The organism is Streptosporangiales bacterium (assembly GCA_009379825.1).
GTDB lineage: Bacteria > Actinomycetota > Actinomycetes > Streptosporangiales > WHST01 > WHST01.
This window is the reverse complement of record WHTA01000002.1, coordinates 1-24,000: the sequence shown is the minus strand read 5'-3', so window position 1 is coordinate 24,000 and position 24,000 is coordinate 1. Positions and strand designations below refer to the sequence as shown.

At 70.9% G+C, this 24,000-nt stretch carries 22 protein-coding genes and 2 pseudogenes; 6 read left to right on the top strand and 18 right to left on the bottom strand.

Annotated elements, in window-relative coordinates; all coding sequences use genetic code 11:
- Position 1 precedes the first annotated feature (1 nt).
- Positions 2–1,006 carry a transcription termination/antitermination protein NusA gene (gene nusA, locus GEV07_01340; GenBank protein MQA01408.1) on the bottom strand — a complete coding sequence of 335 codons (1,005 nt, stop codon included), beginning with the start codon at positions 1,004–1,006 and terminating at the stop codon, positions 2–4.
- Positions 1,003–1,527, bottom strand: coding sequence for a ribosome maturation factor RimP (gene rimP / locus GEV07_01335; GenBank protein ID MQA01407.1), 525 nt, complete (start codon positions 1,525–1,527; stop codon positions 1,003–1,005). The genes nusA and rimP overlap by 4 nt, the downstream gene beginning before the upstream one ends.
- Positions 1,528–1,691: 164 nt before the next feature.
- Here rimP and GEV07_01330 point away from each other — a divergent pair, with 164 nt between their 5' ends.
- Positions 1,692–2,648, top strand: coding sequence for a DUF4439 domain-containing protein (locus tag GEV07_01330; protein ID MQA01406.1), 957 nt, complete (start codon positions 1,692–1,694; stop codon positions 2,646–2,648).
- Here the strand turns inward: GEV07_01330 and GEV07_01325 are convergent.
- The 4 genes from GEV07_01325 to GEV07_01310 form a co-directional block, all read right to left on the bottom strand.
- The gene (locus tag GEV07_01325) at positions 2,628–3,644 is read right to left on the bottom strand and encodes a methyltransferase domain-containing protein (GenBank protein MQA01405.1); all 1,017 of its coding nucleotides are present in this window, start codon (positions 3,642–3,644) and stop codon (positions 2,628–2,630) included. The genes GEV07_01330 and GEV07_01325 overlap by 21 nt on opposite strands.
- A gap of 81 nt (positions 3,645–3,725) precedes the next feature.
- Positions 3,726–4,445 carry an HAD-IA family hydrolase gene (locus GEV07_01320; GenBank protein MQA01404.1) on the bottom strand — a complete coding sequence of 240 codons (720 nt, stop codon included), beginning with the start codon at positions 4,443–4,445 and terminating at the stop codon, positions 3,726–3,728.
- Between the two features lie 106 nt (positions 4,446–4,551).
- Positions 4,552–6,315: a proline--tRNA ligase gene (locus GEV07_01315; GenBank protein ID MQA01403.1), complete on the bottom strand. Its 1,764-nt coding sequence runs from the start codon at positions 6,313–6,315 to the stop codon at positions 4,552–4,554.
- Positions 6,316–6,477: 162 nt separating this feature from the next.
- Positions 6,478–7,656, bottom strand: a complete 1,179-nt coding sequence (locus GEV07_01310; GenBank protein ID MQA01402.1) for an NAD-dependent epimerase/dehydratase family protein — start codon at positions 7,654–7,656, stop codon at positions 6,478–6,480.
- 161 nt (positions 7,657–7,817) lie between these two features.
- Here GEV07_01310 and GEV07_01305 point away from each other — a divergent pair, with 161 nt between their 5' ends.
- Positions 7,818–8,546 carry a methyltransferase domain-containing protein gene (locus tag GEV07_01305; protein MQA01401.1) on the top strand — a complete coding sequence of 243 codons (729 nt, stop codon included), beginning with the start codon at positions 7,818–7,820 and terminating at the stop codon, positions 8,544–8,546.
- Positions 8,547–8,620: 74 nt separating this feature from the next.
- The gene (locus tag GEV07_01300) at positions 8,621–9,100 is read left to right on the top strand and encodes a hypothetical protein (protein MQA01400.1); all 480 of its coding nucleotides are present in this window, start codon (positions 8,621–8,623) and stop codon (positions 9,098–9,100) included.
- Here GEV07_01300 and GEV07_01295 read toward each other — a convergent pair.
- The 10 genes and pseudogenes from GEV07_01295 to GEV07_01250 form a co-directional block, all read right to left on the bottom strand.
- Positions 9,007–9,900: a glycosyltransferase gene (locus GEV07_01295; GenBank protein ID MQA01399.1), complete on the bottom strand. Its 894-nt coding sequence runs from the start codon at positions 9,898–9,900 to the stop codon at positions 9,007–9,009. The two genes, GEV07_01300 and GEV07_01295, sit on opposite strands and share 94 nt — an antisense overlap.
- Complete coding sequence (locus tag GEV07_01290) at positions 9,867–10,799, bottom strand: NAD-dependent epimerase/dehydratase family protein (protein MQA01398.1); 933 nt, start codon at positions 10,797–10,799, stop codon at positions 9,867–9,869. The genes GEV07_01295 and GEV07_01290 overlap by 34 nt, the downstream gene beginning before the upstream one ends.
- Before the next feature lie 110 nt (positions 10,800–10,909).
- Positions 10,910–11,518 carry a response regulator gene (locus tag GEV07_01285; protein ID MQA01397.1) on the bottom strand — a complete coding sequence of 203 codons (609 nt, stop codon included), beginning with the start codon at positions 11,516–11,518 and terminating at the stop codon, positions 10,910–10,912.
- A pseudogene (locus GEV07_01280) lies at positions 11,515–12,296 on the bottom strand (hypothetical protein). Before GEV07_01280 ends, GEV07_01285 begins: the two are co-directional and overlap by 4 nt.
- 304 nt (positions 12,297–12,600) lie before the next feature.
- Entirely contained in the window at positions 12,601–13,326 is a 726-nt protein-coding gene (locus tag GEV07_01275; GenBank protein MQA01396.1) for an ABC transporter permease, read from the bottom strand.
- Positions 13,323–14,220 (bottom strand): annotated as a pseudogene (locus GEV07_01270) (ATP-binding cassette domain-containing protein). The gene GEV07_01275 and the pseudogene GEV07_01270 overlap by 4 nt, the downstream one beginning before the upstream one ends.
- 81 nt (positions 14,221–14,301) lie before the next feature.
- A complete protein-coding gene (locus GEV07_01265) occupies positions 14,302–15,138 on the bottom strand; it encodes a GNAT family N-acetyltransferase (GenBank protein ID MQA01395.1) in 837 nt (278 codons plus the stop codon).
- A gap of 19 nt (positions 15,139–15,157) precedes the next feature.
- On the bottom strand, positions 15,158–16,312 hold the full coding sequence (gene ispG / locus GEV07_01260; GenBank protein ID MQA01394.1) for a flavodoxin-dependent (E)-4-hydroxy-3-methylbut-2-enyl-diphosphate synthase: 1,155 nt from the start codon (positions 16,310–16,312) through the stop codon (positions 15,158–15,160).
- A gap of 14 nt (positions 16,313–16,326) precedes the next feature.
- Positions 16,327–17,550 carry a PDZ domain-containing protein gene (locus GEV07_01255; GenBank protein ID MQA01393.1) on the bottom strand — a complete coding sequence of 408 codons (1,224 nt, stop codon included), beginning with the start codon at positions 17,548–17,550 and terminating at the stop codon, positions 16,327–16,329.
- Positions 17,551–18,795, bottom strand: a complete 1,245-nt coding sequence (locus GEV07_01250) for a 1-deoxy-D-xylulose-5-phosphate reductoisomerase (protein ID MQA01392.1) — start codon at positions 18,793–18,795, stop codon at positions 17,551–17,553. It lies immediately after the preceding gene.
- 246 nt (positions 18,796–19,041) lie between these two features.
- On the opposite strand from GEV07_01250, the gene GEV07_01245 reads away from it, so the two are divergent.
- Positions 19,042–19,761: a hypothetical protein gene (locus tag GEV07_01245; protein ID MQA01391.1), complete on the top strand. Its 720-nt coding sequence runs from the start codon at positions 19,042–19,044 to the stop codon at positions 19,759–19,761.
- A 9-nt stretch (positions 19,762–19,770) separates the two neighbouring features.
- Here GEV07_01245 and GEV07_01240 read toward each other — a convergent pair whose 3' ends face one another.
- The gene (locus tag GEV07_01240) at positions 19,771–20,541 is read right to left on the bottom strand and encodes a methyltransferase domain-containing protein (GenBank protein ID MQA01390.1); all 771 of its coding nucleotides are present in this window, start codon (positions 20,539–20,541) and stop codon (positions 19,771–19,773) included.
- A gap of 66 nt (positions 20,542–20,607) precedes the next feature.
- On the opposite strand from GEV07_01240, the gene GEV07_01235 reads away from it, so the two are divergent.
- Positions 20,608–21,177: a CGNR zinc finger domain-containing protein gene (locus GEV07_01235; GenBank protein MQA01389.1), complete on the top strand. Its 570-nt coding sequence runs from the start codon at positions 20,608–20,610 to the stop codon at positions 21,175–21,177.
- A gap of 8 nt (positions 21,178–21,185) precedes the next feature.
- Here GEV07_01235 and GEV07_01230 read toward each other — a convergent pair whose 3' ends face one another.
- Positions 21,186–21,923: a methyltransferase domain-containing protein gene (locus GEV07_01230; protein ID MQA01388.1), complete on the bottom strand. Its 738-nt coding sequence runs from the start codon at positions 21,921–21,923 to the stop codon at positions 21,186–21,188.
- A gap of 152 nt (positions 21,924–22,075) precedes the next feature.
- Here GEV07_01230 and GEV07_01225 point away from each other — a divergent pair, with 152 nt between their 5' ends.
- On the top strand, positions 22,076–23,890 hold the full coding sequence (locus GEV07_01225) for a glycoside hydrolase family 3 protein (protein ID MQA01387.1): 1,815 nt from the start codon (positions 22,076–22,078) through the stop codon (positions 23,888–23,890).
- Positions 23,891–24,000 lie beyond the last annotated feature (110 nt).

The following is a 24,000-nucleotide window of genomic DNA, read 5'->3' as shown; positions in this document are numbered from 1 at the left end:
TCTACCCAAGAGTGGCATCGGCCGCCGCGCCCGGCGTCGGCTCGGCCGTGTCGGGCCGGATGTCGATGCGCCATCCGGTGAGCCTGGCGGCCAGTCGCGCGTTCTGTCCCTCCCGGCCGATCGCCAGTGACAACTGGTAGTCAGGGACGACGATCCTGGCCGCACGCGCGGTCGGGTCGATGATCTCCACCTTCGCCACCCGGGCCGGCGAGAGCGCCTGCCGGATGAACTCCGCCGGGTCGTCCGAGTAGTCGACGATGTCGATTTTTTCGCCGTGTAGCTCCGCCATTACGTTGCGTACACGCTGACCCATCGGCCCGATGCAGGCGCCCTTCGCGTTCAGCCCCGGCTTCGTGGACCGCACCGCGATCTTCGTCCGGTGCCCCGCCTCCCGCGCGACGGCGGAGATCTCTACGCTGCCGTCGGCGATCTCCGGCACCTCGAGCTCGAACAGCTTCTTCACCAGGTTCGGGTGGGTGCGGGAGACGGTGACCGACGGACCCCGGACGCCCTTGCGCACCCCGATGATGTAGCAGCGCAGCCGCTCGCCGTGCTCGTAGACCTCGCCCGGCACCTGCTCCGCGGGCGGCAGCACGGCCTCCAGGTCGCCGAGGTCGACGAAGACGTTCCGCGGGTCCTTGCCCTGCTGGATGATGCCGGCGGCGACGTCGCCCTCGCGGCCGGCGTACTCCCCGTAGGTGACCTCTTCCTCGGCCTCCCGCAGCCGCTGCAGGATCACCTGCTTGGCGGTGGTCGCGGCGATCCGGCCGAATCCGACAGGGGTGTCGTCGTACTCGCGCAGCACGGTGCCGTCCTCGGCGTGCTCCTGCCCCCACACGGTGACCACGCCGGTCTCGCGGTCGAGCTCCACCCGGGCGTGCTGCCTCGAGCCCGTGTTGTGGTGGTACGCGACGAGGAGTGCGGCCTCGATGGTCGTGACGATCTGCTCGAACGAGATGTCCTTCTCGCGTTCGAGCCCGCGCAGCGCCTGGATATCGATGTTCACTGCACGTCCTCCCCTGCCTCCGGCTCGGCTGCCCCAGCGGCGTCGCCAGCCGGCCGCCGGAACTCGACCTCGACCCTGCCTGCACCGAGGTTCTCGTATAGGTAACGATGCTGGTCGCCGTCGTGCTCCAGCACGACGGCGTCGTCGTCCGCGGTGACCACCCGGCCACGCAGCTCGACGGTCTCGTCGTCGGCCTGCTGCAGCGGCACGCGGACCAGCCTGGAGCGGGCGCGGCGCCAGTGCTTCGGCTCGGACAGTGGTCGGTCGGTCCCCGGAGTGCTCAGCTCCAGCGTGTACGCACCGGCACCCATGGTGTCCGCCTCGTCCAGCGCGCGGGACACCCGCTGGCTGGCCTCGGCGAGCTCGTCCGACGTCACGCCGCCGTCGCGGTCGACGACCACGCGTACGACGCGGCGGCGACCCACGGGCTGGACGGTGACGGTCTCGAGCTCGAGACCGTCGTCACCTACCGCCGGGCCGATCACCGCGACCAGTCGGTCACGCAACTCGGTGCCGGGCACGCACCCCACCTCCCCCCTCGCCGCTACGCGGCACGTCTGTCGAGAACCTGAATCGGTGGGCTGTCACAGCGTAGCGGGAGTTCCGCGCAAGCGTCGGCCAGCAACGGCCTTTGCGCCGCCAGGTGTGTCGACGCGCCCGATCCCGCCACGGGGCGGTATGAAAGATTGACCTCCGTGCCCGAGCACTCACCACGACCGACGGCGGCGCCCGCCCGCCGGCGATTCCTGGCCGGAGCGGCGTCGACGGTCGCGGCGATCGGCCTCTCCGCCGGGTGCCGGCCGTTACTGAAGGAGCGTACGGAGTCCGCACCGCCCGATCCGGACATCGCGATCACGGTGCGCGCGCTGAAGCGTACCGACGAGCTCCTCGCGGCGTACGACGCGGTCGCCGACGACCGCGGGCGGCTGGCGGCCACGCTGCGGCCGTTCAGAAAGCGGCACGAAGCACACCGCAGCGAGCTGCGCGCCAGGTTGCCCAAGGGGCACCGCGCCAAGCGGTCCACCAGCGCCACCCCGTCGGCATCGCCCACCACCGCGGCGCCGACGCTCGCCGACCTCCGCCGGCTGGAACGCCGCGCCGCGACCCGTCTGGTGGACGACGCGCTCGAGGCCGGCAGGACGCTCGCGCAGGTGCTGGCCAGCATGAGCGCCTGCTCGGCCGCCCACGACCAGCTGCTCCGCGAGGTGCGCCAGTGACCCCTTCACCCGCACCGGGCCCCGTCGACGCGCTGCAGGAGGCGCTGGACCGGGAGCACGCGGCCGTCTACGGGTACGCCGTCGCGGGGGCGCACCTGCGCGGGCGGCAGCGCAAACGGGCGGCGGAACACCTGAACGCGCACCGGGCGGCGCGGGACCGGCTGGAGGCCGTGATCCGGGCGAAGGACGCCACGCCACGGCCGGCCGCGGCCAGCTACCGCCTGCCGTTCCCTGTCACCGGACCCGCGAAGGCGCGGGACCTGGCCGCCGACCTGGAACGCGCGACGCTGGGCGCGTACTCCCAGCTGGTAGCGGCAGCCGGCCGGCGCATCCGCCGGCTGAGCATCCTCGCCATGCAGGAGAGCGCGGTACGGCAGGCGGAGTGGAGCGGCGCCGTCGACCCACTACCCGGCCTGCGGACCTGACCGGCTACTTGCGCCGGGGATGAACGTCCAGGCGTTCTTGTTGTAGGAGTACGGGAATCCGAACTCGTCGTTCATCAGGTCCCTGATCTTCATGACCTCGATCGACGCGAAGCTCTCCCCCACCAGCTCGCGCACCTTCGGCATGCTCAGCCGGTTCCAGAAGTACTTCCGGCGCGGCCGCACCATGTGCTCGGGCTCGTCGACCATGCTGAAGAAGGTCAGCACCATCCCCTTCTTCGCCAACCGGCAGGCCTCCCGCACCGCCTGCTCCATGGCTTCCAGCGACAGGTGCTCGAAGATGTCGAACGCCACGACGTAGTCGAAGCTCCGGCTCTTGTGCGGCAGGTGGAGGACGCTGCCCACCTCGAAGTTCACCGTCGGGAACCGGCGCCTGGCGTTGGCGACGTTCTTGTCGTTCAGGTCGACGCCGGTGTAGTCGAGGAACCTGGCGATGCCGTAGCTGTCGAAGTAGCGGTAGTCGTTGGCCGAGCCGCAGGCGAACTCCAGCACCGACAACGGCTTGGCCTTGCGGTCCGCGAGGGCCGCCGCCCACTCCTTCTCGTACGTGTCCTGCCAATCGGCGATGACCTCGCTCACCTCGAGCACGCCCGCTCGCTTGTGGTCCTTCAGGAAGGACCCCATCCGGACGTCAAGCTCCTTGGCGCGGCGGCGCAGTGCCTTGGTCGCCTCGACGCAGTGTTCGAGCTCGGCCCGCATCAGGTCCTCGTACCGGTTGCCGAACAGCTGCCGGATCAGGTGGTGCCTGGCGATGATGCTCTGGGCGTTGACCTGCGGGTTCTGGAAACCGCTGACCAGGTAGTTCTCCAGCGCGTTCGGGTCCTTGTCGGCCCAGCTCTCCTTCAGCGTCCGGTTCTCCCTGCGCACCACGGGTGGTGGCGGCGGTGGCGTCCGGTCCGGTCGCACCTTCCGCGCCAAGCCAGCGGCCAGCTTCCTCCGTCTGGTGCCACGAGGTGCCACCTTCTCCGTCAGCCCCACCCGGTCACCCTCACCTCTCCGTCCGGACACTCCGTTCCGGCGACGGTAACCGAGAGGTAGGCATCAAACTACAATGAGTAGCTAAAATTTGGTCGATTTGCCGGCTGCACGCCATTCGTCGACCAGCGGCAGGAGGTCGGCCAGGCACTGGACGGTGGCGTCCGGCTCTGCCGGCTCGCCCCAGCGTTCGGCGGCCGGGATGTCGCTGTGCGGCACCAGCACCGTCCGCATGCCGGCGCGCTGGGCCCCGTAGACGTCGTCGTAGGCGCGGTCACCGACGTACACGGCGCTGGCCGGCGTCTGCACCCCTACGCGCTCCATCGCGTGGCGGAACGCCTCCGGGTGCGGTTTCACGCAGTCCAGCTCGCAGCTGTACACGGTGGCGTCGAAGTGCCCGAGCACACCGTCCCTGGCGAGCACGCCGTCCAGCCAGTCGCGCGGCCAGGTGGTGTTCGACAGCAGGCCCACCACGATGTCGCGCGCCCGCAGCTCCCGCAGCAACGCGTCGGCGTCCGGGTCGGTGTACGTGTGCGCCTCCCACGCCTGGAAGAACGCGCTGCGGTACGCGTCGTCCAGCGGGATGCCCGCGGCGGCGCACACCTCCGCCATGTGCCCGCTGCGCTGTTCCTCCCGCGCCCGCCGCCACAGCTCCTCCTCGGCGCCGAGCAGCGCCGCGGTGAGGTCGTCCGCCCGCGCGGGGTCGAGCGTCCTGGCGACCTGCCGCCACACCTCGACGTAGTCGAGCTGGTGGTACGGCGTGAGCGTGCCGCCCCAGTCGAAGATGACCGCCCGTACGGTCATCAGGAGACCTCCCGCGTGAGCATCGCAGCGAGCAGGCAACGGGTGGGATGTGCGCAGGGCGCAAGTGAGCGAGGAGCGGAGCGCGGGAGGTCGGCAGGAGGCGCAGTCATCGGCGGGGGCCGAGCTGGCCGGCGATCTGCTCGACGGCGTCGTCCACGCTGACGTCGCGGCGCTCGCCGGACGCGCGGTCGCGTACCTCGATCTTGCCGTCCGCGAGGCCGCGGCCGACCACGACGAGGGTCGGCACGCCGAGCAGCTCCGCGTCGTTGAACTTCACGCCCGCGGACACCCCGCGCCGGTCGTCGTAGAGCACCTGCGCACGCTGCGACTCCAGGCCGGCGGCGAGCTTCTCCGCCGCGGCGAAGACGGCGTCGTCCTTGCCGGTGGCCACCACGTGCACGTCGGCGGGGCTGACCTCGCGCGGCCACACCAGGCCCATGTCGTCGTGGTGCTTCTCCGCGATGGTGGCGACCAGCCGGCTCACCCCGATGCCGTACGACCCCATCGTCACGGTCACCTGCTCGCCGCGCTCGTCGAGCACGGTGAGGCCGAGCGCCTCGGCGTAGCGGGTGCCGAGCTGGAAGATGTGGCCGATCTCGATGCCGCGGGCGATGCTCATCGGTGACCCGCACCGCGGGCACGGGTCGCCGTCGGCGACCTCGGCGGCCTCGATCGTGCCGTCGGCGGTGAAGTCGCGCCCTGCGACCAGGTCGGCGACGTGCTTGCCCGGCTCGTTCGCGCCGGTGATCCACCGGGTGCCGTCTACGATCCGCGGATCGACGAGGAAGCGGACACCGGCGGGCTTGTCCTCGCCGAGGATCTGCGGGCCGATGTAGCCCTTGACCATGGCCGGGTGCGCCTCGAAGTCCTCCTCGGTGAACGGCTCGATGGTGGCCGGGTAGACCTGGGCGTCCAGCCGCTTCTGGTCGACGTCGCGGTCGCCGGGCACGCCCACGACGAGCGGCTGGGTGCTGCCGTCCGGGTGTACGAGCTTCACGACGACGTTCTTCAGCGTGTCCGCCGCGGTCCAGTCGCGGTCCGGGCGGCGCAGGTCGTCGCGCTGGTTGAACAGGTCGACGAGGGTCTCGATGGTCGGGGTGTCCGGCGTGTCCTCCACGTGTGCCGCCGGCAGCCCGTCGACCAGCCGCGGCTGCGGCGGGGAGACCTCGACGGCCTCGGTGTTGGCGGCGTAGTCGCACGAGCTGCAGCTGACGAAGGTGTCCTCGCCGGCCTCGAGCGGCGTGAGGAACTCCTCGCTGCGCGAGCCGCCCATCGCGCCGGACATCGCCGCCACCGTCACGTAGTCGAGTCCCAGCCGGTCGAACAGTCGCTTGTACGCCTCGCGGTGCCTGTCGTACGACCGGTCGAGCCCGGCGCCGTCCACGTCGAACGAGTAGGAGTCCTTCATGCAGAACTCCCTGCCGCGGAGGATTCCGGCACGCGGCCGCGGCTCGTCGCGGTACTTCCACTGGATCTGGTAGATCGACAGCGGCAGGTCCTTGTACGAGGAGTACAGGTCCTTCACCGCGAGCGCGAACATCTCCTCGTGCGTCGGCGCGAGCAGCATGTCGTTGCCCCTGCGGTCCTTCAACCGGAACATGTCGTCGCCGTACTCCAGCCACCTGTTGGTCGCCTCGTACGGGGCGCGCGGCAGCAGCGCGGGGAAGTGCACCTCCTGGAAGCCCGCCGCGTCCATCTCCTCCCTGACGATGCGCTCGACGTTCATGTAGACCCGCCAGCCAAGCGGCAGCCAGGAGTAGATGCCGGGAGCCGCCCTGCGGATGTAGCCGGCACGCACGAGCAGCCGGTGACTCGGCACCTCGGCGTCCGTGGGGTCCTCGCGCAGGGTGCGAAGGAACAGGGTGGACATCCTGAGCACGGCCAGCTCCTCGGTCGTCGGGAAGTGATGCACGCGAGGATAGCGATCCGCTCGACCGCCGCTCACGCGGACTTCCACGCCGGGCCGGCCTGGATCACCGAAAGCGGCGCCCGGCACACCGCGGTGCCGGGCGCCGTCGTCGGTCGCGCGAGCTCAGCCGCCGGCCTGGGCCGGCATCGCCGCGCTCGCCGTGCTCCGCCAGTTGACCGAAGGCCGCATGGCCTCCGGGTCGACGCGGTGCTTCTGCTGCTCGATCACGCCGTACAGCGACTCGAGCAGCGTGTCGGACAGCAGGTGCGGCTGCAGACCGAGGTCGACGAGAGCGGTGTGCTTGACGTTGTAGTAGTGGTTCTCCAGCTCAACCCGCGGGTTGTCCACGTACTCGATGTCCACCGGGTGTGGGTACGTGTTCTGGATGGTCTTGGCGATCTCGCCCATGGAGAACGACTCGGTCATCTGGTTGAACACCCGGAACTCGCCGCGCTCGGCGGGGTTCTCACAGGCCAGCCGGATGCACTCGACGGTGTCGCGGATCTCGATCAGCCCGCGCGTCTGGGTGCCGTTGCCGTAGACGGTCAGCGGGTGGCCGAGCACGGCCTGGATGGCGAACCGGTTCAGCACGGTGCCGAACACCGAGTCGTAGTCGAACCGCGTCGCCAGCCGCGGGTCGAGCTTGGTCTCCTCGGTCTCCTGGCCGTACACGACGCCCTGGTTGAGGTCGGTCGCCCTGAGACCCCAGATCCGGCAGGTGAACTCGATGTTGTGGCTGTCGTGCACCTTGGACAGGTGGTAGAACGAGCCGGGCCGCTTCGGGTAGAGCATCCGGTCCTTGCGGCCGTTGTGCTCGACCTCCAGCCAGCCCTCCTCGATGTCGATGTTCGGGGTGCCGTACTCCCCCATCGTGCCGAGCTTCACCAGGTGGATGTCGCGGTCCACCTCGCCGATGGCGAAGAGCAGGTTCAACGTGCCGACCACGTTGTTCACCTGGGTGTACACCGCGTGTTTACGGTCGATCATCGAGTACGGAGCGGCACGCTGTTCCGCGAAGTGGACGACCGCATCGGGTGCGAATTCGCGGATCGTCCGGTAGGTAAATTCTTCGTCCTGTAGATCCCCGGAGAACATTACGATTTCTTTACCTGAAATCTCGCGCCAGGCGCGTACGCGGTCGCGCAAGGACGCGATGGGGACCAGGCTGTCGACGCCGAGCTCGTGGTCGTATTGTCGACGCACGTAGTTGTCGAGCACCCCCACATCGTGGCCGTGTCGAGAGAGGTACAGGGCGGTCGGCCACCCGAGATAGCCGTCACCACCAAGCACGAGGATCCGCATTGACCGGGCTCTTTCAGCTGTGGACTACTGGTCATCTCGTCGCGGCGACCCGAACGGGCACCAGCTGCCGCCACCAGTCCTTCCGACCTTAACCGATAGGCTGGCGGGCCTGTGACGAGACTGTTACAAATCCAGATAAAGGATCGTCGGAGAACACTGTTTTGAGTTCCGAACCAGCGACCGGAAGTGGCGCATTCTTCGCCGCTACCGGACGTGACCCAGAAGACTCGGGCCTGCAGGTGCGCTACAAGCGCTACCAGCATGATCTCATCCGCCCGCACTGTGGCGACATCGTACTCGAGGTCGGCGCGGGCATGGGCGAGTTCGCGAGCACGTTCACCGGGCCGAAGCACTACCTGGTGACCGACCTCGACCCCGACTGCGTACGACTGATGGCGCAGCGGTTCGACGAGCGCCCGGAGATCGAGGCCAGACAGATGGACGCGGAGGGCACCGTGGACCTGGACGAGCCGGTCGACACCGTGCTCGCGGTCAACGTGCTCGAGCACATCGAAGACGACGTCGACGCGCTGCGCCGGCTGGCCGCGCACGTCCGCCCGGGCGGCACGGTGATCATGTGGGTACCCGGGTACCAGGCGCTCTACGGCGACTTCGACCGCGCGGTAGGTCACCATCGTCGGTACACACCGCGCACGCTCCGTGCCGCGTTCGAGAGCGCCGGGCTGCGGCCGGACAGCGTCCGGCCGGTCAACCTGCTCGGCGGCATCGCCTGGTGGCTGGCGGTACGCAAGGGCGGCGTCGGCAGTCCCAACCCGCGCCTGGTGCGGCTCTACGACCGGTTCGTGGTGCCGGTGACCCGGGCGACCGAGCGGTTCTTCACGCCGCCGTTCGGCCAGTCCGTCCTCGGCGTGGCACGCGTGCCGTGCTGACCCCGTCCACCAGCCGGGAGCCCAACGGGTCGTCGCCGCCTGCGACCCGTTGGGGTAGCGTGCGAAGACGACTCATGCAGAACCCGCTCGCCGCCCGGATCCTGCGGTCACCGCTCGGCGTGAAGCTGAGCAAGTACACCGCGGGTTCCGTCATCGCGACCATCTGCTCCGAGGTCGCCTTCCTCTTCGTGTACGGCGTCGTAGGCGCGGGCAGCACCGCCGCGACCGTGCTCGGCTGGCTGGCCGGCGCCGTCCCGAACTACTTCCTCAACCGCAACTGGACCTGGGGCCGCAAGGGCCGGCACGACCTGCTGCGCGAGGTGCTCCCGTACGTCGCCATCGTGCTCGTGACCGTCGGGCTGGCGAGCCTCAGCACGCACGCGGCGAGCATCCTCGTGCCGAAGGTGACCAGCATCCACTGGCTCGAGGTCGGCCTGGTCGGCGCGGTGTTCCTCGCGACCTACGCGGTGCTCTTCGCCGGCCGCTTCGTGCTCCTCGACCGCCTGTTCCGGCCGCGTTCCCGCCGCCAGGTGCCGACCACCACGCGGAAGTAGTTCCAGCCGTAGACGACCGAACCGCCCTTCTTCGTGCTGCCCTGGTTGCGGCGCAGCATGCGCATCGGCTGTTCGAGCACGCGGTAGCCCCGGGCGAGCACGCCGATCAGCAGCTCAGAGGACTGGTACTGCGGTTGCGCGAGCGTGACGTCGCCGGTGACCTCGGCGCGCATCGCGCGGAACCCGAACGACGTGTCGGTCACCCTCGTCCCGGTCAGCGCGCTGACCAACCAGGCGAACACCGGCGTGCCCACCCGCCGAGCGACGTCGGTCGCCTGGTGGCTGCCGAGCACCCGGGACCCGGTGACGAAGTCCGCGGTGCCGTCGACGAGCGGCTGCAGCAGCAGCGGCAGCTCCTCGATGTCGTACTGGCCGTCCGCGTCGGTGGTGACGAGGCACTGCGCGCCGCGTTCCCTCGCGAGCCGGTAGCCAAGCCGCAGCGCCGCACCCTGGCCGCGGTTGCGCGGCGCGCGGCAGACGTACGCACCGTGCCTGCGGGCGGCGTCTGCGGTCGCGTCCGGGCTGCCGTCATCGACGACGAGCGTCTGGACGTCCATGCCGCAGCTACACCGCGGTATCCGCTCGACGACCGCACCGATCCCCTGCGCCTCGTTGTACGCCGCGATGATGATCACGACAGGACTGAACCTGGCGTCGCCGTACTCCTGCGCGAACGCGCGCAGGGCTTGCGTGTCGGTGTCGTCGATGGCCGGTTCGACGTCGGTAGTCGTCACCTCGGTCGCCTTCCCGTACAGCTCGCAGGTATTCACCCGGTCTCGGCCGGGCGCCAGTCGTCCCATACGGTAGCCAACCCGGACGCCAGGTCGTGGCCGGGTACGTAGCCCCTGGCGCGGGAGCGCGCGACGTCGACCACGACGGCGGGCATCTCGCCGGCCTTCGCCGGCACGCGCGTCACGGGGATCGGCGCGCCCGTCACCTCGCGCGCCGCGGCGACCAGCTCGTTCACCGTCACCGACTGTCCGGACGCGATGATCGCCGGGCCGGGCAGCTGGCCGGCGAGAGCCAGCCGTACGCCCTGCACCGCGTCGTCGACGTGCACCAGGTCGCGGCACTGCTCACCGTCGCCGTAGACCTCTACCCCGGTGCCGGTCAGCGCCGCACGCATCAGCCGCGGCACGAAGCTGTCCTTCTCCTGCATGCCCGGCCCGTAGACGTTCGAGAACCGCAGCGCCGACGTGGTCATCTGGTACGCGCCCGCGTACCCGGCGAGCAGCATCTCCGCCGCCGCCTTGGTGGCGCCGTACGGCGACATCGGGCGCAGCGGGGAGTCCTCGGTGATCGGCGTGGTGCCGTGGTCGCCTGCGACCGCGTTCGTGGACGCAAGCACGAACGTTCCGACGTCGCGGAGCCTGGACAGTTCGAGCAGCTGTGCGGTGAGCTCCACGTTGGCCCGCAGGCAGTCTGCCGGCCGTTCCACGGAGCGCAGCACGGACGTGAACGCGGCCAGGTGCACGACGGCGTCGACGCCGGCCGCGAACGCCTTCTCGCGGATCGCGGGGTCGAGCAGGTCGCCGGCTACGTACGCGACCTCGCGGTTGGCCGGCGGCCTGCGGTCGGCGACGACGACCTCGTCGCCGGCCGCCACCAACGCGTCGACCACCGCGGTGCCGATGAAACCCGCACCACCCGTGACCAGGACGCGACGACCAGCGGAGACCCTCGGAGTGCTCGTACGCATGGGGATGACAGAACTCCTGCGGACGACGTCGGGGGGCAGTTTCCTCGAAGTCTAACCGCGATCATCCCGGCTCCGGCACGGGCATCACGCGGTGTGCACGGCGTAGCAGGTCAGAGCCAGCCGCGTGTCTCCGCCACCCGGGCCGCCTCGGCCCTGGTCCTCGTGTCGGTCTTGCCGATCGCGCTGGACAGGTAGTTACGCACCGTTCCCTCGGAGAGGTACAGCCGCCCGGCGAGGTCGGCGATGGTGCCGCCGTCGCGGGCCGCCACGAGCGCGTCGCGTTCCCGCGCGGTCAGCGGCGACTCCCCCGCCGCGAGCGACGCGGCCGCCAGGTCCGGGTCGACCACCCGCAGCCCCGCGTGCACCCGCCTGATCGCGTCCGCGAGCTGCTCGACGGGCGCGTCCTTCACCATGAACCCGCTCGCGCCCGCCTCCATCGCCCGCCGCAGGTAGCCGGGCCGGCCGAAGGTCGTGACGACCAGCACCCGGCAGGTCGGCACCGTCTCCCGCAGGGCGGCCGTGCAGGCGATGCCGTCCAGCCCGGGCAGCTGCACGTCGAGCAGCGCGACGTCCGGCCGTGCCTGCTCGGCCGCCGCGACCACCCGGTCGCCGTGGTCGACCTGCGCGACGACCTCGATGTCGCGTTCCAGCGAGAGCAGCGCGGCCATCGCGCCCCGCACCAGGTTCTGGTCGTCGGCGAGTAGCACGGTGATGGTCATGCCGGCACCCCGCGGTCCGCGGCCGGCTCGTGCGCCGGCATCGCGGCGTGCAGCCGGAACCCGCCGCCGGCGGGGGCGTCGGCGGTCACCGTGCCACCGGCCGCCTGTACGCGCTCCCGCAGCCCGGTGAGCCCGTTGCCGTCCGCCGCCTTCGCGCCGCGCCCGTCGTCGGCCACCGTCACCGACATGGCGGTAACGGCGATCCGGCAGGTGTGCGCCCGGCTGTGCCGCACCACGTTCGTCACCCCCTCGCGGACCACCCAGCCGAACAGCTGACGCAGCTCGCCCGGCACCTCGTCGACCGCGGCCGGCAGGTCCGCCACGATCCCCGCGGCGTCGAGCACTGCACGGGCCGACGCCAGCTCGCCCGCGAGCGTGACCTCCCGGTACCCGGCCGCCGCTTCGCCAACGCGGCGGCGAGCTCCGCCTTCACGATGATGCCGGTGAGGCTGTGCCCGACGATGTCGTGCAGGTCGCGGGAGAACCTGGCCCGCTCCGCGTCGACAGCCAGCTGCGCCATGTCCTCGCGCGCCCTGCGGGTCACCGCCTGCTGCCGCTGCAGGTGCCGCAGCACGTAGATGAGCGCGGCCACCACCACGATGATGACGACGAGCTCCACCACCGGGGGTTCGCCGAGCAGCCGCGGCAGCAGGTACGACGCCCACCCGACGGCCACGGCCGTCAGCGCCAGGCTCGCCGCGGGCCGCCACAGCGCGATCGCCACGACGATGCTGAACACCAGGTAGGTGCTGCTCGCCAGCCCGACGAGCAGGACCATGCAGCCGGTGATCGCGAGCAGCCCGAGCGGCACGCACGCCAGTGCGCACCGCGCCCGAGGTCAGGGGCCAGCCCACAGCGCAGGGCAAGCAGGTAGACCCCCGCGAACGCCACGGTGAGCGCGACACCCGCGGCCACCTGCCACCACGGCCGGGCCGAGGTGGCCAGGTCGGTCACCGGGTAGACGAGGTAGAGCAGCCACACCCCGGCCAACAGCCAGCTCCATCGCCTGCCGGGGAACTTCGGCTCCTCGAACGGGGGCCGCTCGCCGTCGCCTGCCATGTCCTGCACGGTACTCCGCCCCGTCACACGCGGGTGGTGTCTGCCCGGTACCGCCACGCGGCGAGCCCGCCGAACAGCACGGCCCAGGCCGCCAGCACGAGCACGCCCTCGACCCCGAAGCCCGGTGCGCCGAGCGGTGCCCGGCCGGCGGCGCCGAGCCAGTACGAAGGCACCACCCTGGCCAGCTGTGCCAGCAGGTCCGGCATCGCCTGCACCGGCACCCACAGCCCGCCGACGATCGACATGCCGAGGAACACGATCATGGTCACGGGCTGCACCAGGTCGACCTTGCCGACGTACCCGATGCCGATACCGAGCAGCACGAACGGCAGCACCGCGAGCCAGGTGGCGGCGAGCGACTCCAGCCACCGCGTCCACGTCAGGTCGACCCCGCAGCCGAGACCGACGAGGTACACCAGCAACAGCCCCACCAGCGTCACCAGCCACGCCACGGTCCCCTTCACGAGCACGTACGCCTGCGGCGGCAACGGGGTCAGCCGCAGCTGCCTGTTCCAGCCGATCCTGCGTTCGAGCGCGATGCCGGACGCGGAGAACATCGCCGCGCCGATCGAGCCGTACGCGGCCATGCTCACCATCAGGTAGGCACTCGACGAGATGCCACCGAGCTCACCGCTGCTGGTGTTGCTGAAGATCAGGAACAGCACCGACGGCATCGCCACGGTGAAGATCAGCGTCCTCGGGTCCCGCACCTGCCGCATGATCTCGACGCGCAGATAGGTCAGGCTCATTCGTCCGCTCCACCGGTCAGGGTGAGGAAGGCCGCGGTGAGGTCGGCACCGGTCACCTCCGGGTGCTCGGCCCGTGGGTACGCGGCGAGCAGCGCTCGCAGCGCGGCGTCGGAATCACTGCACCGCAGCTGCACCGTGCTGCCGTGCACGGTGACGTCGTCGACGCCGGGCAACAGCCGCAGCCGCCCGGCGTCGGCCGCCGGGAGCGTCGCCGACACCAGCCGGCTCGACACCACGGACTTGACCTCGGCGGCGGAGCCGTCGGCGACGACCCTGCCCCGGTTCAGCACCACGACCCGGTCGGCCTGCTCGTCCGCCTCGGCCAGGTAGTGGGTGGCGAACAGCACTCTTGCCCGCCGTGGTCTCGGCGCGGATGGACCGCCAGAACGCGATCCGCGACTCCACGTCCATCCCGGCCGTCGGCTCGTCCAGCACGATCAGGTCCGGGTCGGCGACGAGCGCCATGGCGTACCGCACCCGCTGCTGCTGCCCGCCGGAGAGCCTGCCGGTCCTGCGCCTGGCCAGCTGCTCGATGCCCGCACGCGCCAGCGCCTCGCCGACGGCCGCCGGGTTATGGTGCAGCGAGGCGACCAGGGCCACCGCTTCTGTCACGGTGATGTCCGGCAGCAGCTGCCCGTTCTGCAGCATTGCGCCGACCTGGCCGGCCGCGATCGCGGCGCGCGGCGGTCGCCCGAACAGCTCCCCAGTGCCCGCGTCCGGCCGGGTGAGGCCGAGCATCATGTCGATGGTCGTGGACTTGCCGGCGCCGTTCGGGCCGAGCAACGCCACGACCTCACCGGGTGCGACGGCCAGCTGCACCCCGTCGACGGCGGTGGTCGGCCCGTACCGCTTGACCAGACCGGCCAACGAGACGGCGGCGAATGGGGGTGTCATACCGACGACTCTGACCGCGGCGACGTCGCAGCGGCAGTGATGCACATCGGCAGCTCACCATGACAACCGTCATGGTGAACGTCAGAACAGCACGGACATGAAGCAGCCGATCTCGCCGAAGCCGGCCTTCTGGTACGCCGCCCTGGCGGGCGCGTTGTAGTCGTTGACGTACAGGCTCACCCGCGATGCGACCGACCGTTGCGCCTCGGCGGCCACCGCCGCGATACCGGCCGCGGCGAGTCCTCGGCTGCGGAACTCCGGCGGCACCCAGACGCCCTGGATCTGGCACGCCTGCCGGGTGGCGGCCGCGATCTCCGCCTTGAACACCACCACACCGTCCTCGATGCGCGCGAAGGCACGGCCCTGCCTGATCAGCTCCCACACCCGCGCGCGGTAGAGAGCGCCGCCGTCACCAGCCACCGGTGACACCCCGACCTCCTCGATGAACATGGCGATGCACGACGGCAGGACCAGGTCGACCTCGTCCTCACGTACCCGCCGCACGGCCGGGTCGGGTGCGCAGCCGGGCGACGCGCCCGCGGCCATGTGCGGCTGTACGCGCACCGCGCGCGCTGGTCCCCACGCGGACTCCAGCATCCGCCACATCGGCTCGACCGCCTGGATCGGCCCGACGATCGACGAACACCGCCTGCCCTGCCGGCGCGCCCGGTCGGCGAAGACCCGTGCGGCCGCCTGGGTCGCCTGCACCGGCACCAGGTTCGCACCGGAATAGCAGAGCGAGACCAGCTCGCCGTGCTCGTGGTACCCCCAGATCTCGGCGCCGAGCCGCCACGAGTCCAGCCCGCAGGTGCTGACCCGCGAGCCGACGAAGACGTCGGTGACCGGGTCGCGCGCGAGTACAGCCTGGACGGCCGGCAGGTCCCGATCGTCCAGCACGCGACACGGCGAGGTCCGCAGCACGCGCCCACCTCTCCGGCTAGGTGACCGACACCTCGGGTGGCCCAGAGCTTACGCCGTCGGACTCCATGTCCTCGGCAATTCGCATCGCCTCTTCGATCAGCGTCTCCACGATCATCGCCTCGGGCACCGTCTTGACGACCTCGCCCTTGACGAAGATCTGGCCCTTGCCGTTGCCCGACGCCACCCCGAGGTCCGCTTCGCGCGCCTCGCCGGGGCCGTTCACCACGCAGCCCATCACCGCGACCCGCAGCGGCACCTCCATGCCCTCCAGACCCGCGGTGACCTCGTCGGCCAGCTTGTAGACGTCCACCTGGGCACGGCCGCACGACGGGCAGGAGACGATCTCCAGCTTCCGCGGCCGCAGGCCGAGCGACTCGAGGATCGCGCTGCCGACCTTGACCTCCTCGACCGGCGGCGCCGACAGCGAGACCCTGATGGTGTCGCCGATGCCCTCGGCGAGCAGCGCACCGAACGCGGTCGCGGACTTGATGGTGCCCTGGAACGCCGGGCCCGCCTCGGTCACACCGAGGTGCAGCGGGTAGTCGCAGCGGTCGGCGAGCTGCCGGTACGCCTGCACCATGACGACGGGGTCGTGGTGCTTCACGGAGATCTTTATGTCGTAGAAGCCGTGCTCCTCGAACAGCGACGCCTCCCACAGCGCCGACTCCACGAGTGCCTCCGCCGTCGCCTTGCCGTGCTTCTCCAGCAGGCGCGGGTCGAGCGAGCCGGCGTTCACACCGATCCGGATCGGCGTGCCGTTGGCCTTGGCCGCGGCGGCGATCTCCTTGACCTGGTCGTCGAACTTCTTGATGTTGCCCGGGTTGACCCGCACCGCCGCGCAGCCGGCCTCGATCGCGCCGAAGACGTACTTCGGCTGGAAGTGGATGTCCGCGACGACCGGCAGCTGGCTCTTCGCCACGATCGCCGGCAGTGCCTCGGAGTCGTCCCTGCTCGGCACGGCGACCCGGACGATGTCGCAGCCGGCCGCGGTCAGCTCCGCGATCTGCTGAAGCGTCGCGTCCACGTCCGTCGTCTTCGTCACCGTCATCGACTGCACCGAGATCGGTGCGCCGCCGCCTACCGGCACCTTGCCGACCATCAGCTGCCGGGTCGCACGCCGCTCGGCCAGCGCCTGCGGCGGCAACGTCGGCATCCCGAGGTTAGTGCTCATCTACGTCCGTCCCCTCAGAACGGGCTTTCCAGCGGGTTGACCACGTCAGCCGTGATCAACACCGCGCCCAGACCGACCAACAGTACGAACACCGCGTAGGTCAGCGGCATCAGCTTGGTCATGTCCACCGGACCTGGGTCCAGCTTCCCGCGCTTGCGCGCGAACCACGCCTTTATCCGCTCCCAGAACAGCACCGCGATGTGCCCGCCGTCCATCGGCAGCAACGGGAGCAGGTTGAACACGCCGATGAACACGTTGATGCTCTGCAGCATGTTCAGGAAGTTCGACGCCTTGGCGCGACCTGGGTCGTCGGAGCCGAACAGCGAGCCGGCCATCCGGCCCGCGCCGACCACGCTGCCTACCTGACCGCCCTCGGTCTCGCCGCGCTCCTCGCTGAACAGCTTCGGGATCGCGGCGGGCAGCTGGCCGAGCGTCTTGAAGATCAGCCCGATCTGCAGCACGAAGACCTCGCCGGTCTTCCCGACCGCCTCGAGCGGACCGTACGTCTGGTAGCCGCTGATGCGCTCACCCGCGGTCACGCCGAGGAAACCGATCTGCTTGCCGGTCTGCTGGTCCTCGACCGTCGCGAGGGTCGTCGACAGCTCCTTCGTCTGGCCGCCCCGCTCGACGGTCACCGTGACCTTCTCGCCGCCGTGCGCCCGCAGCTCCTTGCTGAGCCCGTCCCACGACTGCACCGGCGCACCGTTGAACCCGGTGATCTTGTCGCCCGGCTTGATGCCGGCCTTCGCCGCGGGGGTCTTGCCCGCGTCCGAGGCGCAGGACGCGCTGGCGTTCGAGGTGGGCAGGCACTTCGAGACCGCCTGCAGCTCGAGGGTCTGCTCCTTCATCGGGATCCCGACGGCCATCAACAGGATCAGCAGGATCACGATGCCGATCACGAAGTGCGTCAGCGAGCCGGCCACGAGCACCATGAAGCGGTGCCACGGCTTCTGCTTGTAGAACGCCCGGTGCTGCTCGGCCGGGTCGAGCTCCTCCAGCGGCGTCATGCCGAGGATCTTCACGTAGCCACCGAGCGGCAGCGCCTTGATCCCGAACTCGGTCTCACCGCGCCGGAACGACCACAGCCGCGGCCCGAAGCCGACGAAGAACTCCGACGCCTTCATGCCGTACTTCTTGGCGAACACGAAGTGGCCGGCCTCGTGCAGCATGATCGACGTCAGTAGGGCCACGATGAAGAGCAGGATGCCCGCCCAGCCGAGCAACGCAATGTCGGACATCTACTGCCTCTTATCCCTTCGGATGCCTGCGATCTCTCGAGCCCTCTCCCGCGCCCAGGCGTCCGCCTCCAGCACGGCACCGACCGTCAACCCGGCAGTGGCCGCGGGGTCGGCCGCCTCTGCGTGCGCCTCGACGACGCGTTGGACAGTGTCGACGATACCGAGGAAAGGCAGCTGGTGGTCGAGGAAGGCGGTGACACATTCCTCGTTGGCCGCGTTGTAGACGGCAGGGTACGTGCCGCCGCTGGCCGCCACCTCCCTGGCCAGGCGCACCGAGGGGAACGCCTCGTCGTCGAGCGGGAAGAACTCCCAGGTGTGCGCCTGCCGCCAGTCGACCGCGGGCGCCGCGTCCGCGACCCGGCGTGGCCAGCCGAGGCCGAGCGAGATCGGCAGCCGCATGTCCGGCGGCGAGCACTGCGCCAGCGTCGAACCGTCGACGAACTCGACCATCGAGTGGATCATCGACTGCGGGTGGACGGTGACCTCGATCCGGTCGAGCGGCACCCCGAACAGCAGGTGCGCCTCGATGACCTCGAGCGCCTTGTTCACCAGGGTTGCGGAGTTGACCGTGACCAGCGGGCCCATCTGCCAGGTCGGGTGCGCGAGCGCCTGCTCCGGGGTGACCTCGGTCAGGTCCGCCCGCGACCTGCCGCGGAACGGCCCGCCACTGGCGGTGAGCACCAGCTTGCGCACCTCGTCCGGGTCGCCGCCGCGCAGGCACTGGGCGAGCGCGGAGTGCTCGGAGTCGACGGGCACGATCTGCCCGGGCGCGGCCAGCTGCCGCACCAGCTCGCCGCCGACGATCAGCGACTCCTTGTTGGCCAGCGCCAGCGTGCGGCCGGCGGTCAGCGCGGCCAGCGTGGCCGGCAGCCCGGCGGAGCCGTCGATCGCGTTCAGCACGGTGTCGCACGGCCACGCCGCCAGCTCGGCGGCCGCGTCCGGCCCGCCGAGCAGCTTCGGCAGTCGGTGTTCGCCCTTGGCGTACCCCCGCTTCTGCGCCTCGGCGTAGAGCGCGAGCTGGACGTCCTGCACCGCCGACGTGCGCGTCACGGCGATCGCCGCGACGCCGAAGTCCAGCGCCTGCTGCACGAGCAGCTCGGTGCGCGTGCCGCTCGCCGCCAGCCCGACCACGCGGAACGCGTCCGGGTTCCGCCCCGCGACCTCGAGCGCCTGGGTGCCGACGGAGCCGGTCGAGCCGAGCACCACGATGTCGCGAGCCGATGCGTTGTCTGCCACGTACCCCATTGTCCAGCCCTGCCCTGCGCACCGCGGACGCAGCCCGCGGGGGACAGCGGGCAGCGATCTGGCCGACACCCTCGGTCCCGCGCTTTCGGCAACTGCCGACCTCAACTACCCTGCATAACAGGGGGACGGCGTACTTCACCGCACGCTGCCATACTGTCTGCTCAGGCTTCGGGAGTCGCTCCGTTGTCGCGCACTGCATGGCGCCATGACGCCATCCGGGTATGCGCTACACGTGACCCCGTACAAGTGGAGAAGCTGCTCCGTTCCTACACCGAGCTGGCCACCGGGACGGCGCCGGACGCGCTGAAGATGTTCCTCGTCCGCTGGCTGAAGCCACCCGACTGGCGGCTGCTGCGCGGCCTCGCCGACTCGACCGACCCGTCCGCGCGGCAGGTGGCCGCGCTGCTCGTGCCGTCCGCCTGGCTGGTCCGCGCGGCCGCCGCCGAGGCGCGGCTGCGCCGGCTGGCCAGGGACGAGTCCCCGGCCGTGCGCGACTGGGTGGCGCTGGCCATCGCCGAGCTGGTCACGTCGTACAGCGACGGCTCGGACGTCGTGAAGCGGTGGGCGAGCCACTCCTCCGTGGAGGCCCGCAGGGCCGCCGCGGTCGGCACCGGCTGGGCGGCCGCGTCCGCGGACACCGCCACCGCGCGCCGGCTGCTCGACGCGCTGACGCCGCTGATGGCGGACGGCACCGAGGAGGTGCGCTACGTGCTCGCGCCGATCACCATCGGCGACGGCATGCTGCGCTACCACCCGGACCTCACCCTGGCGTGGCTCGGCACCCTGGCCAGGGGGACGCAGCCACAGGCCAGGTGGGCGGTCGCCCGTGCGCTCGGCTGCCGCGCGGCGAAGGCGCACCAGGAGGCCGCCTGGCGGGTGCTCGCACCGCTGGTCGACGACCGGGAGCAGGAGGTGCGGCAGGCCGCCAGGCTCGCCGCCGCCTCACTCAGCCCCAGCCTGTTCTGACCCTGGCGGTCACTCGCCGCGGAACGCGACCAGCACGCGGTCGTCGCCGGACTGCCAGACCGTACCGGCCTCGACGAAGCCGGTCTTGTCGAGCAGCTCCAGCCGGTCGGCGAACCAGACGTCGCTGCTGCCGTTGTGGTCCAGGGAGCGCTGCGACCGCTCGGTCACCAGCTCCGCCAGCTCGGGCGCCGCGGTCACCTCGGCCCACCAGCTCTGCCACGCGGTGCCGTCGTGCGGCACGCCGGCCCGCACCGCCCGCGTCTCCCGCAAGGTACGGATCAGCTGGTCGAGGCGGGGCCGGTCGGGCCCCTCGTAGATGTGGTCGCCGTCCACGAACACCCCGCCGGGCCGCAGCACGCCGGCGAAGTCCGCGTACGCCCTCGCCAGCTCGTCGCGGTACAGCCAGTGCAGCGCTGTGGTGCTGACGACCGCGTCCGCGGGCCGGTCGAGGCCGAGCCGGCCCGGCCAGCCGTCGGCGCGCAGGTCGGCGTCGACCAGCCGCAGGCCGGAGCGGTCGCCGTACGCGCCGGCGGCCAGCCCGAGCAGCAGCGGGTCGCTGTCCACGCCCACCACCTGCGCGGCGGGCAGCCGGTCGAGGATGCGTGCCGCCAGCGACCCCGGGCCGCAGCCCACGTCCACGACCAGCGGGTCCGGTCGGCCGGTGGTGGTCTCCAGGACGTCCGCGATCACCGCGAACCGCTCCTCGCGGTCGGCCATGTACTTCTCCTGCTGGCGATCCCAGCTCGCCACCCAGGACACGGCGGCATCGGTCTGCAGCATGAGGACTCCCGTCACTGGCATAATCGAGTACGACAGTGATCTAGTCAGGAAGGCGTGACCGGTCAAGTGGACTTCAACAGTCACATGGATGCGGTCGTGCGGGTGACGGTCGACCTGGTCAACGTCGCGACCCCCGGCGAGGCCCGCGGCCGGCCGTACCCGCTGCCCGCCGGCGACGCCCTGCTCGACGCCGTCGCCGGCGCCCTCGCGGCCACCAGCTCGCCGAACCGGCGGCAGACCGCGCCTGACCGCGCCGACGTCGACGACCTGGTCGCCCTCGCCGCGCGGCTGCGTACGGTCTTCGAGGCAGTCGCCGCCGCCGACCTCGACACCGCCGCCGGCACCGTCAACCGGCTGCTCGCGGACAGCGGCGCACGCCCAGAGCTCAGCAAGCACGACGGCGAGCCCTGGCACCTGCACTTCCACGGCACCGACGGCTCGCTCGTCGGCGGCTGGACCGCGAGCTGCGCAACCGGCCTCGCCGTAGTGCTCGGCGGCGAGTACGCCGAGCGGCTCGGCATCTGCTCAGCACCGAGCTGCGACCGCGCGTACGTGGACACCTCACGCAGGTTCTGCTCGACCGCCTGCCAGAGCCGGGTGAAGGCCGCCGCCTACCGGGAGCGCCGGCAGACCTGACCGCTCACTCAGGCGACGAACGCGACCAGGGTGTACACCGGGTCGGGGCGTCTGGCCGTCTGGTCCGGCAGGGCCTCCAGCTCGCGGACGCATGCGGCCTTCGCGTCGTCGTCGAGCCGGCCGATGGGCACCATGCCGTCGGCCATCTCCCGTGCCACGTGTGCGGGCACCATGCCGCGGCCGTGGCCGACGTACGTGGTCTCGCCCGCGTACCGCGCCCCTGCGGCGTCCGCCGCGGCCACCACCTTGTCGCGCCGGTCGCGTTCCCGGTCCTGCCAGCCCGGCTTCGCGTAGCGCATGAGGATCTCCGTGACGTCGGACGCCACCCGCTGGTGGGTGGAGTGCACCTCGACGCTGGTGACGAACAGCCCGCCCGGCCGCAACACCCGCACGCACTCCGCGACCGCGCCGGCGGAGTCGCGCACCAGGTGCAGCAGCCACATCACGAACACCCCGTCGAACATGCCGTCACGGACCGGCAGCCTGGTCACGTCGGCGCACATCCGCCTGCCGGGCAGCCGCCCGGCGGCCAGCCGCAGCATGCCGGCCGACGCGTCCGCGCCGTACACCGTCTTGCCGGTGGCAGCCAGCGCCGCACTGACGATCCCCGTACCGGCGCCGACGTCGAGCACCTGCCGCACGGTGGGGCCGAACAACCAGTCTAGCGCGTCCGCGGCGGCGTCGGCACGCACCTGGCCGCCCCTGGTCGCGTCGTAGCAGTCCGCTTCGCGGTCGTAGTCGAGCACAGGCCGAATCTACGCGGTCGCCATCACCACGGGTACCACCTGCGGCCAAGGCGTTGACCGACGTCACCCAGGTGGGTAAGTTGCCTGGCTAACGGCAGCTGGGGCAAATTTCCCCCGTACGCCGATTCGCTGCGCGCCGCAGGGAGACAGCCATGCGTAGTCGTCGTATCGTCCCAACGTTCGCGGTAGCCGCACTGCTCGCCACCGGGGTGACCGCGCCCGCGGCCCATGCGGGGAACTCGGCAAAGGACTCTCGGATGCACGGCTGGATCAAGTCGACCATCGCCGGGATGACGCTGAAGGAGAAGGTCGGACAGCTCTTCTCCACCAGGGTCTACGGGCAGACCGCCGACGGGCCGCACCAGGGCAACATCGACGACTACGGCGTGCCGACGGCGCGCGAGGTGGTGGAGAAGTACCACCTGGGCGGCGTGCTGTACTTCGCGTGGGCGGACAACACCAGCCATCCGACGAAGGTCGCCGAGCTCTCCAACGGCCTGCAGGAGACCGCCACGTCCACCGGCGCCGAGGTGCCGCTGCTCGCCTCGATCGACCAGGAGGGCGGCGTGATCGTCCGTGTCGGCCCACCGGCGACCCAGTTCCCCGGCAACATGGCACTCGCCGCCGGCGGGAGCACCGCGGCGTCCCGTGACGCCGCCGCGATCACCGGCACTGAGCTGGCCGCGATGGGCGTACGGCACGACTTCGCGCCCGTGGCGGACGTGAACGTCAACCCGCTGAACCCGGTGATCGGCGTGCGGTCGTTCAGCGAGGACCCACAGCTGGCGGCACAGCACACCGCCGCACAGGTCGGCGGCTACGAGGGCGACGCGGGGATCTCGTCCGCGGCGAAGCACTTCCCCGGCCACGGCGACACAGCCACCGACAGCCACTACGGCTTCCCGGTTATCGAGCACACCAGGCAGCAGTGGGAGGAGCTCGACCTGCCGCCGTTCGAGGCCGCCATCGACCGCGGCATCGACTCGATCATGACGGCGCACATCCAGGTGCCCGCGCTCGATCCCTCCGGTGACCCGGCCACCGTGTCGAAGCCGATCCTCACCGACATCCTGCGCGGCGAGCTCGGGTACGACGGCGTCATCGTCACCGACTCGCTCGACATGGCCGGCATCACGGAGAAGTACGGCAACGACCGCGCACCCGTGCTAGCGCTGAAGGCGGGCGCCGACGTCCTGCTCAACCCGCCCGAGTTCGACGTCGCGTACGACGCGGTGATCGATGCGGTGAAGGACGGCGAGCTGACCGAGAAGCGCATCGACGAGTCCGTGTACCGGGTGCTCGAACTGAAGTGGCGCAACGGCCAGATCGACCACCCGTTCGTCGACGAGGACGCTGTGATGGACGTCGTGGGCACCGAGCAGAACCTCGCCCGCGCACAGGAGATCACCGATAGCACGACGACGCTGGTGAAGAACGGCGGCGATCACCTGCCGCTGTCCGCCGAACCGCGCAACGTTCTCGTCACCGGCTGGGGCGAGGACACCACGGGCGCGCTCGCGTCCTCGCTTGAGGAGCGCGACGCCACCACGCAGACGCTCGAGACCGGCGCACGCCCGTCCGACGAGTCGATCGCCGCGGCCAAGGCAGCCGCCGAGACGAACGACGTCACCGTGGTGCTGACGATGAAGGCGTGGGACACCGACGAGACCAACCCCGGGGGCAACCCGACCGACCCGGCGGGCAAGCAGCAGCAGCTGGTGCGCGAGCTGGTCGCGACCGGCAAACCGGTGGTGGTCGTCGGTGTGCGCGACCCGTACGACATCGCGTACGTCACCGAGGCGGACACCCACCTCGCCACCTACTCGTTCAACGCGGTCGCCATGGAGTCGCTGGCGAAGGTGATGTACGGCGAGAAGGCGCCGCAGGGCAAGCTGCCGGTGACGATCCCGCGGGCGGACGACCCGGACACGCCGCTGTACCCGTTCGGGCACGGTCTGACGTGGTGAGCCTGGCGGGCTTCGGCCGGCGGGCGTTCCTCGCCGGCGCCGCGGCTTCCGGTGCCGCGCTCGGCACGGCGGGCACGGTCTGACGTGGTGAGCCTGGCGGGCTTCGGCCG

Excerpts from the sequence above, each read along its gene's own strand:
- GEV07_01320 (MQA01404.1), bottom strand. The coding sequence starts at position 4,445 with ATGACCGTACGGGCGGTCATCTTCGACTGGGGCGGCACGCTCACGCCG.
- GEV07_01315 (MQA01403.1), bottom strand. The coding sequence starts at position 6,315 with ATGTCCACCCTGTTCCTTCGCACCCTGCGCGAGGACCCCACGGACGCC.
- GEV07_01310 (MQA01402.1), bottom strand. The coding sequence starts at position 7,656 with ATGCGGATCCTCGTGCTTGGTGGTGACGGCTATCTCGGGTGGCCGACC.
- GEV07_01300 (MQA01400.1), top strand. The coding sequence starts at position 8,621 with ATGCAGAACCCGCTCGCCGCCCGGATCCTGCGGTCACCGCTCGGCGTG.
- GEV07_01295 (MQA01399.1), bottom strand. The coding sequence starts at position 9,900 with ATGGGACGACTGGCGCCCGGCCGAGACCGGGTGAATACCTGCGAGCTG.
- GEV07_01290 (MQA01398.1), bottom strand. The coding sequence starts at position 10,799 with ATGCGTACGAGCACTCCGAGGGTCTCCGCTGGTCGTCGCGTCCTGGTC.
- GEV07_01285 (MQA01397.1), bottom strand. The coding sequence starts at position 11,518 with ATGACCATCACCGTGCTACTCGCCGACGACCAGAACCTGGTGCGGGGC.
- GEV07_01275 (MQA01396.1), bottom strand. The coding sequence starts at position 13,326 with ATGAGCCTGACCTATCTGCGCGTCGAGATCATGCGGCAGGTGCGGGAC.
- ispG (MQA01394.1), bottom strand. The coding sequence starts at position 16,312 with ATGAGCACTAACCTCGGGATGCCGACGTTGCCGCCGCAGGCGCTGGCC.
- GEV07_01255 (MQA01393.1), bottom strand. The coding sequence starts at position 17,550 with ATGTCCGACATTGCGTTGCTCGGCTGGGCGGGCATCCTGCTCTTCATC.
- GEV07_01250 (MQA01392.1), bottom strand. The coding sequence starts at position 18,795 with ATGGGGTACGTGGCAGACAACGCATCGGCTCGCGACATCGTGGTGCTC.
- GEV07_01240 (MQA01390.1), bottom strand. The coding sequence starts at position 20,541 with ATGCTGCAGACCGATGCCGCCGTGTCCTGGGTGGCGAGCTGGGATCGC.
- GEV07_01225 (MQA01387.1), top strand. The coding sequence starts at position 22,076 with ATGCGTAGTCGTCGTATCGTCCCAACGTTCGCGGTAGCCGCACTGCTC.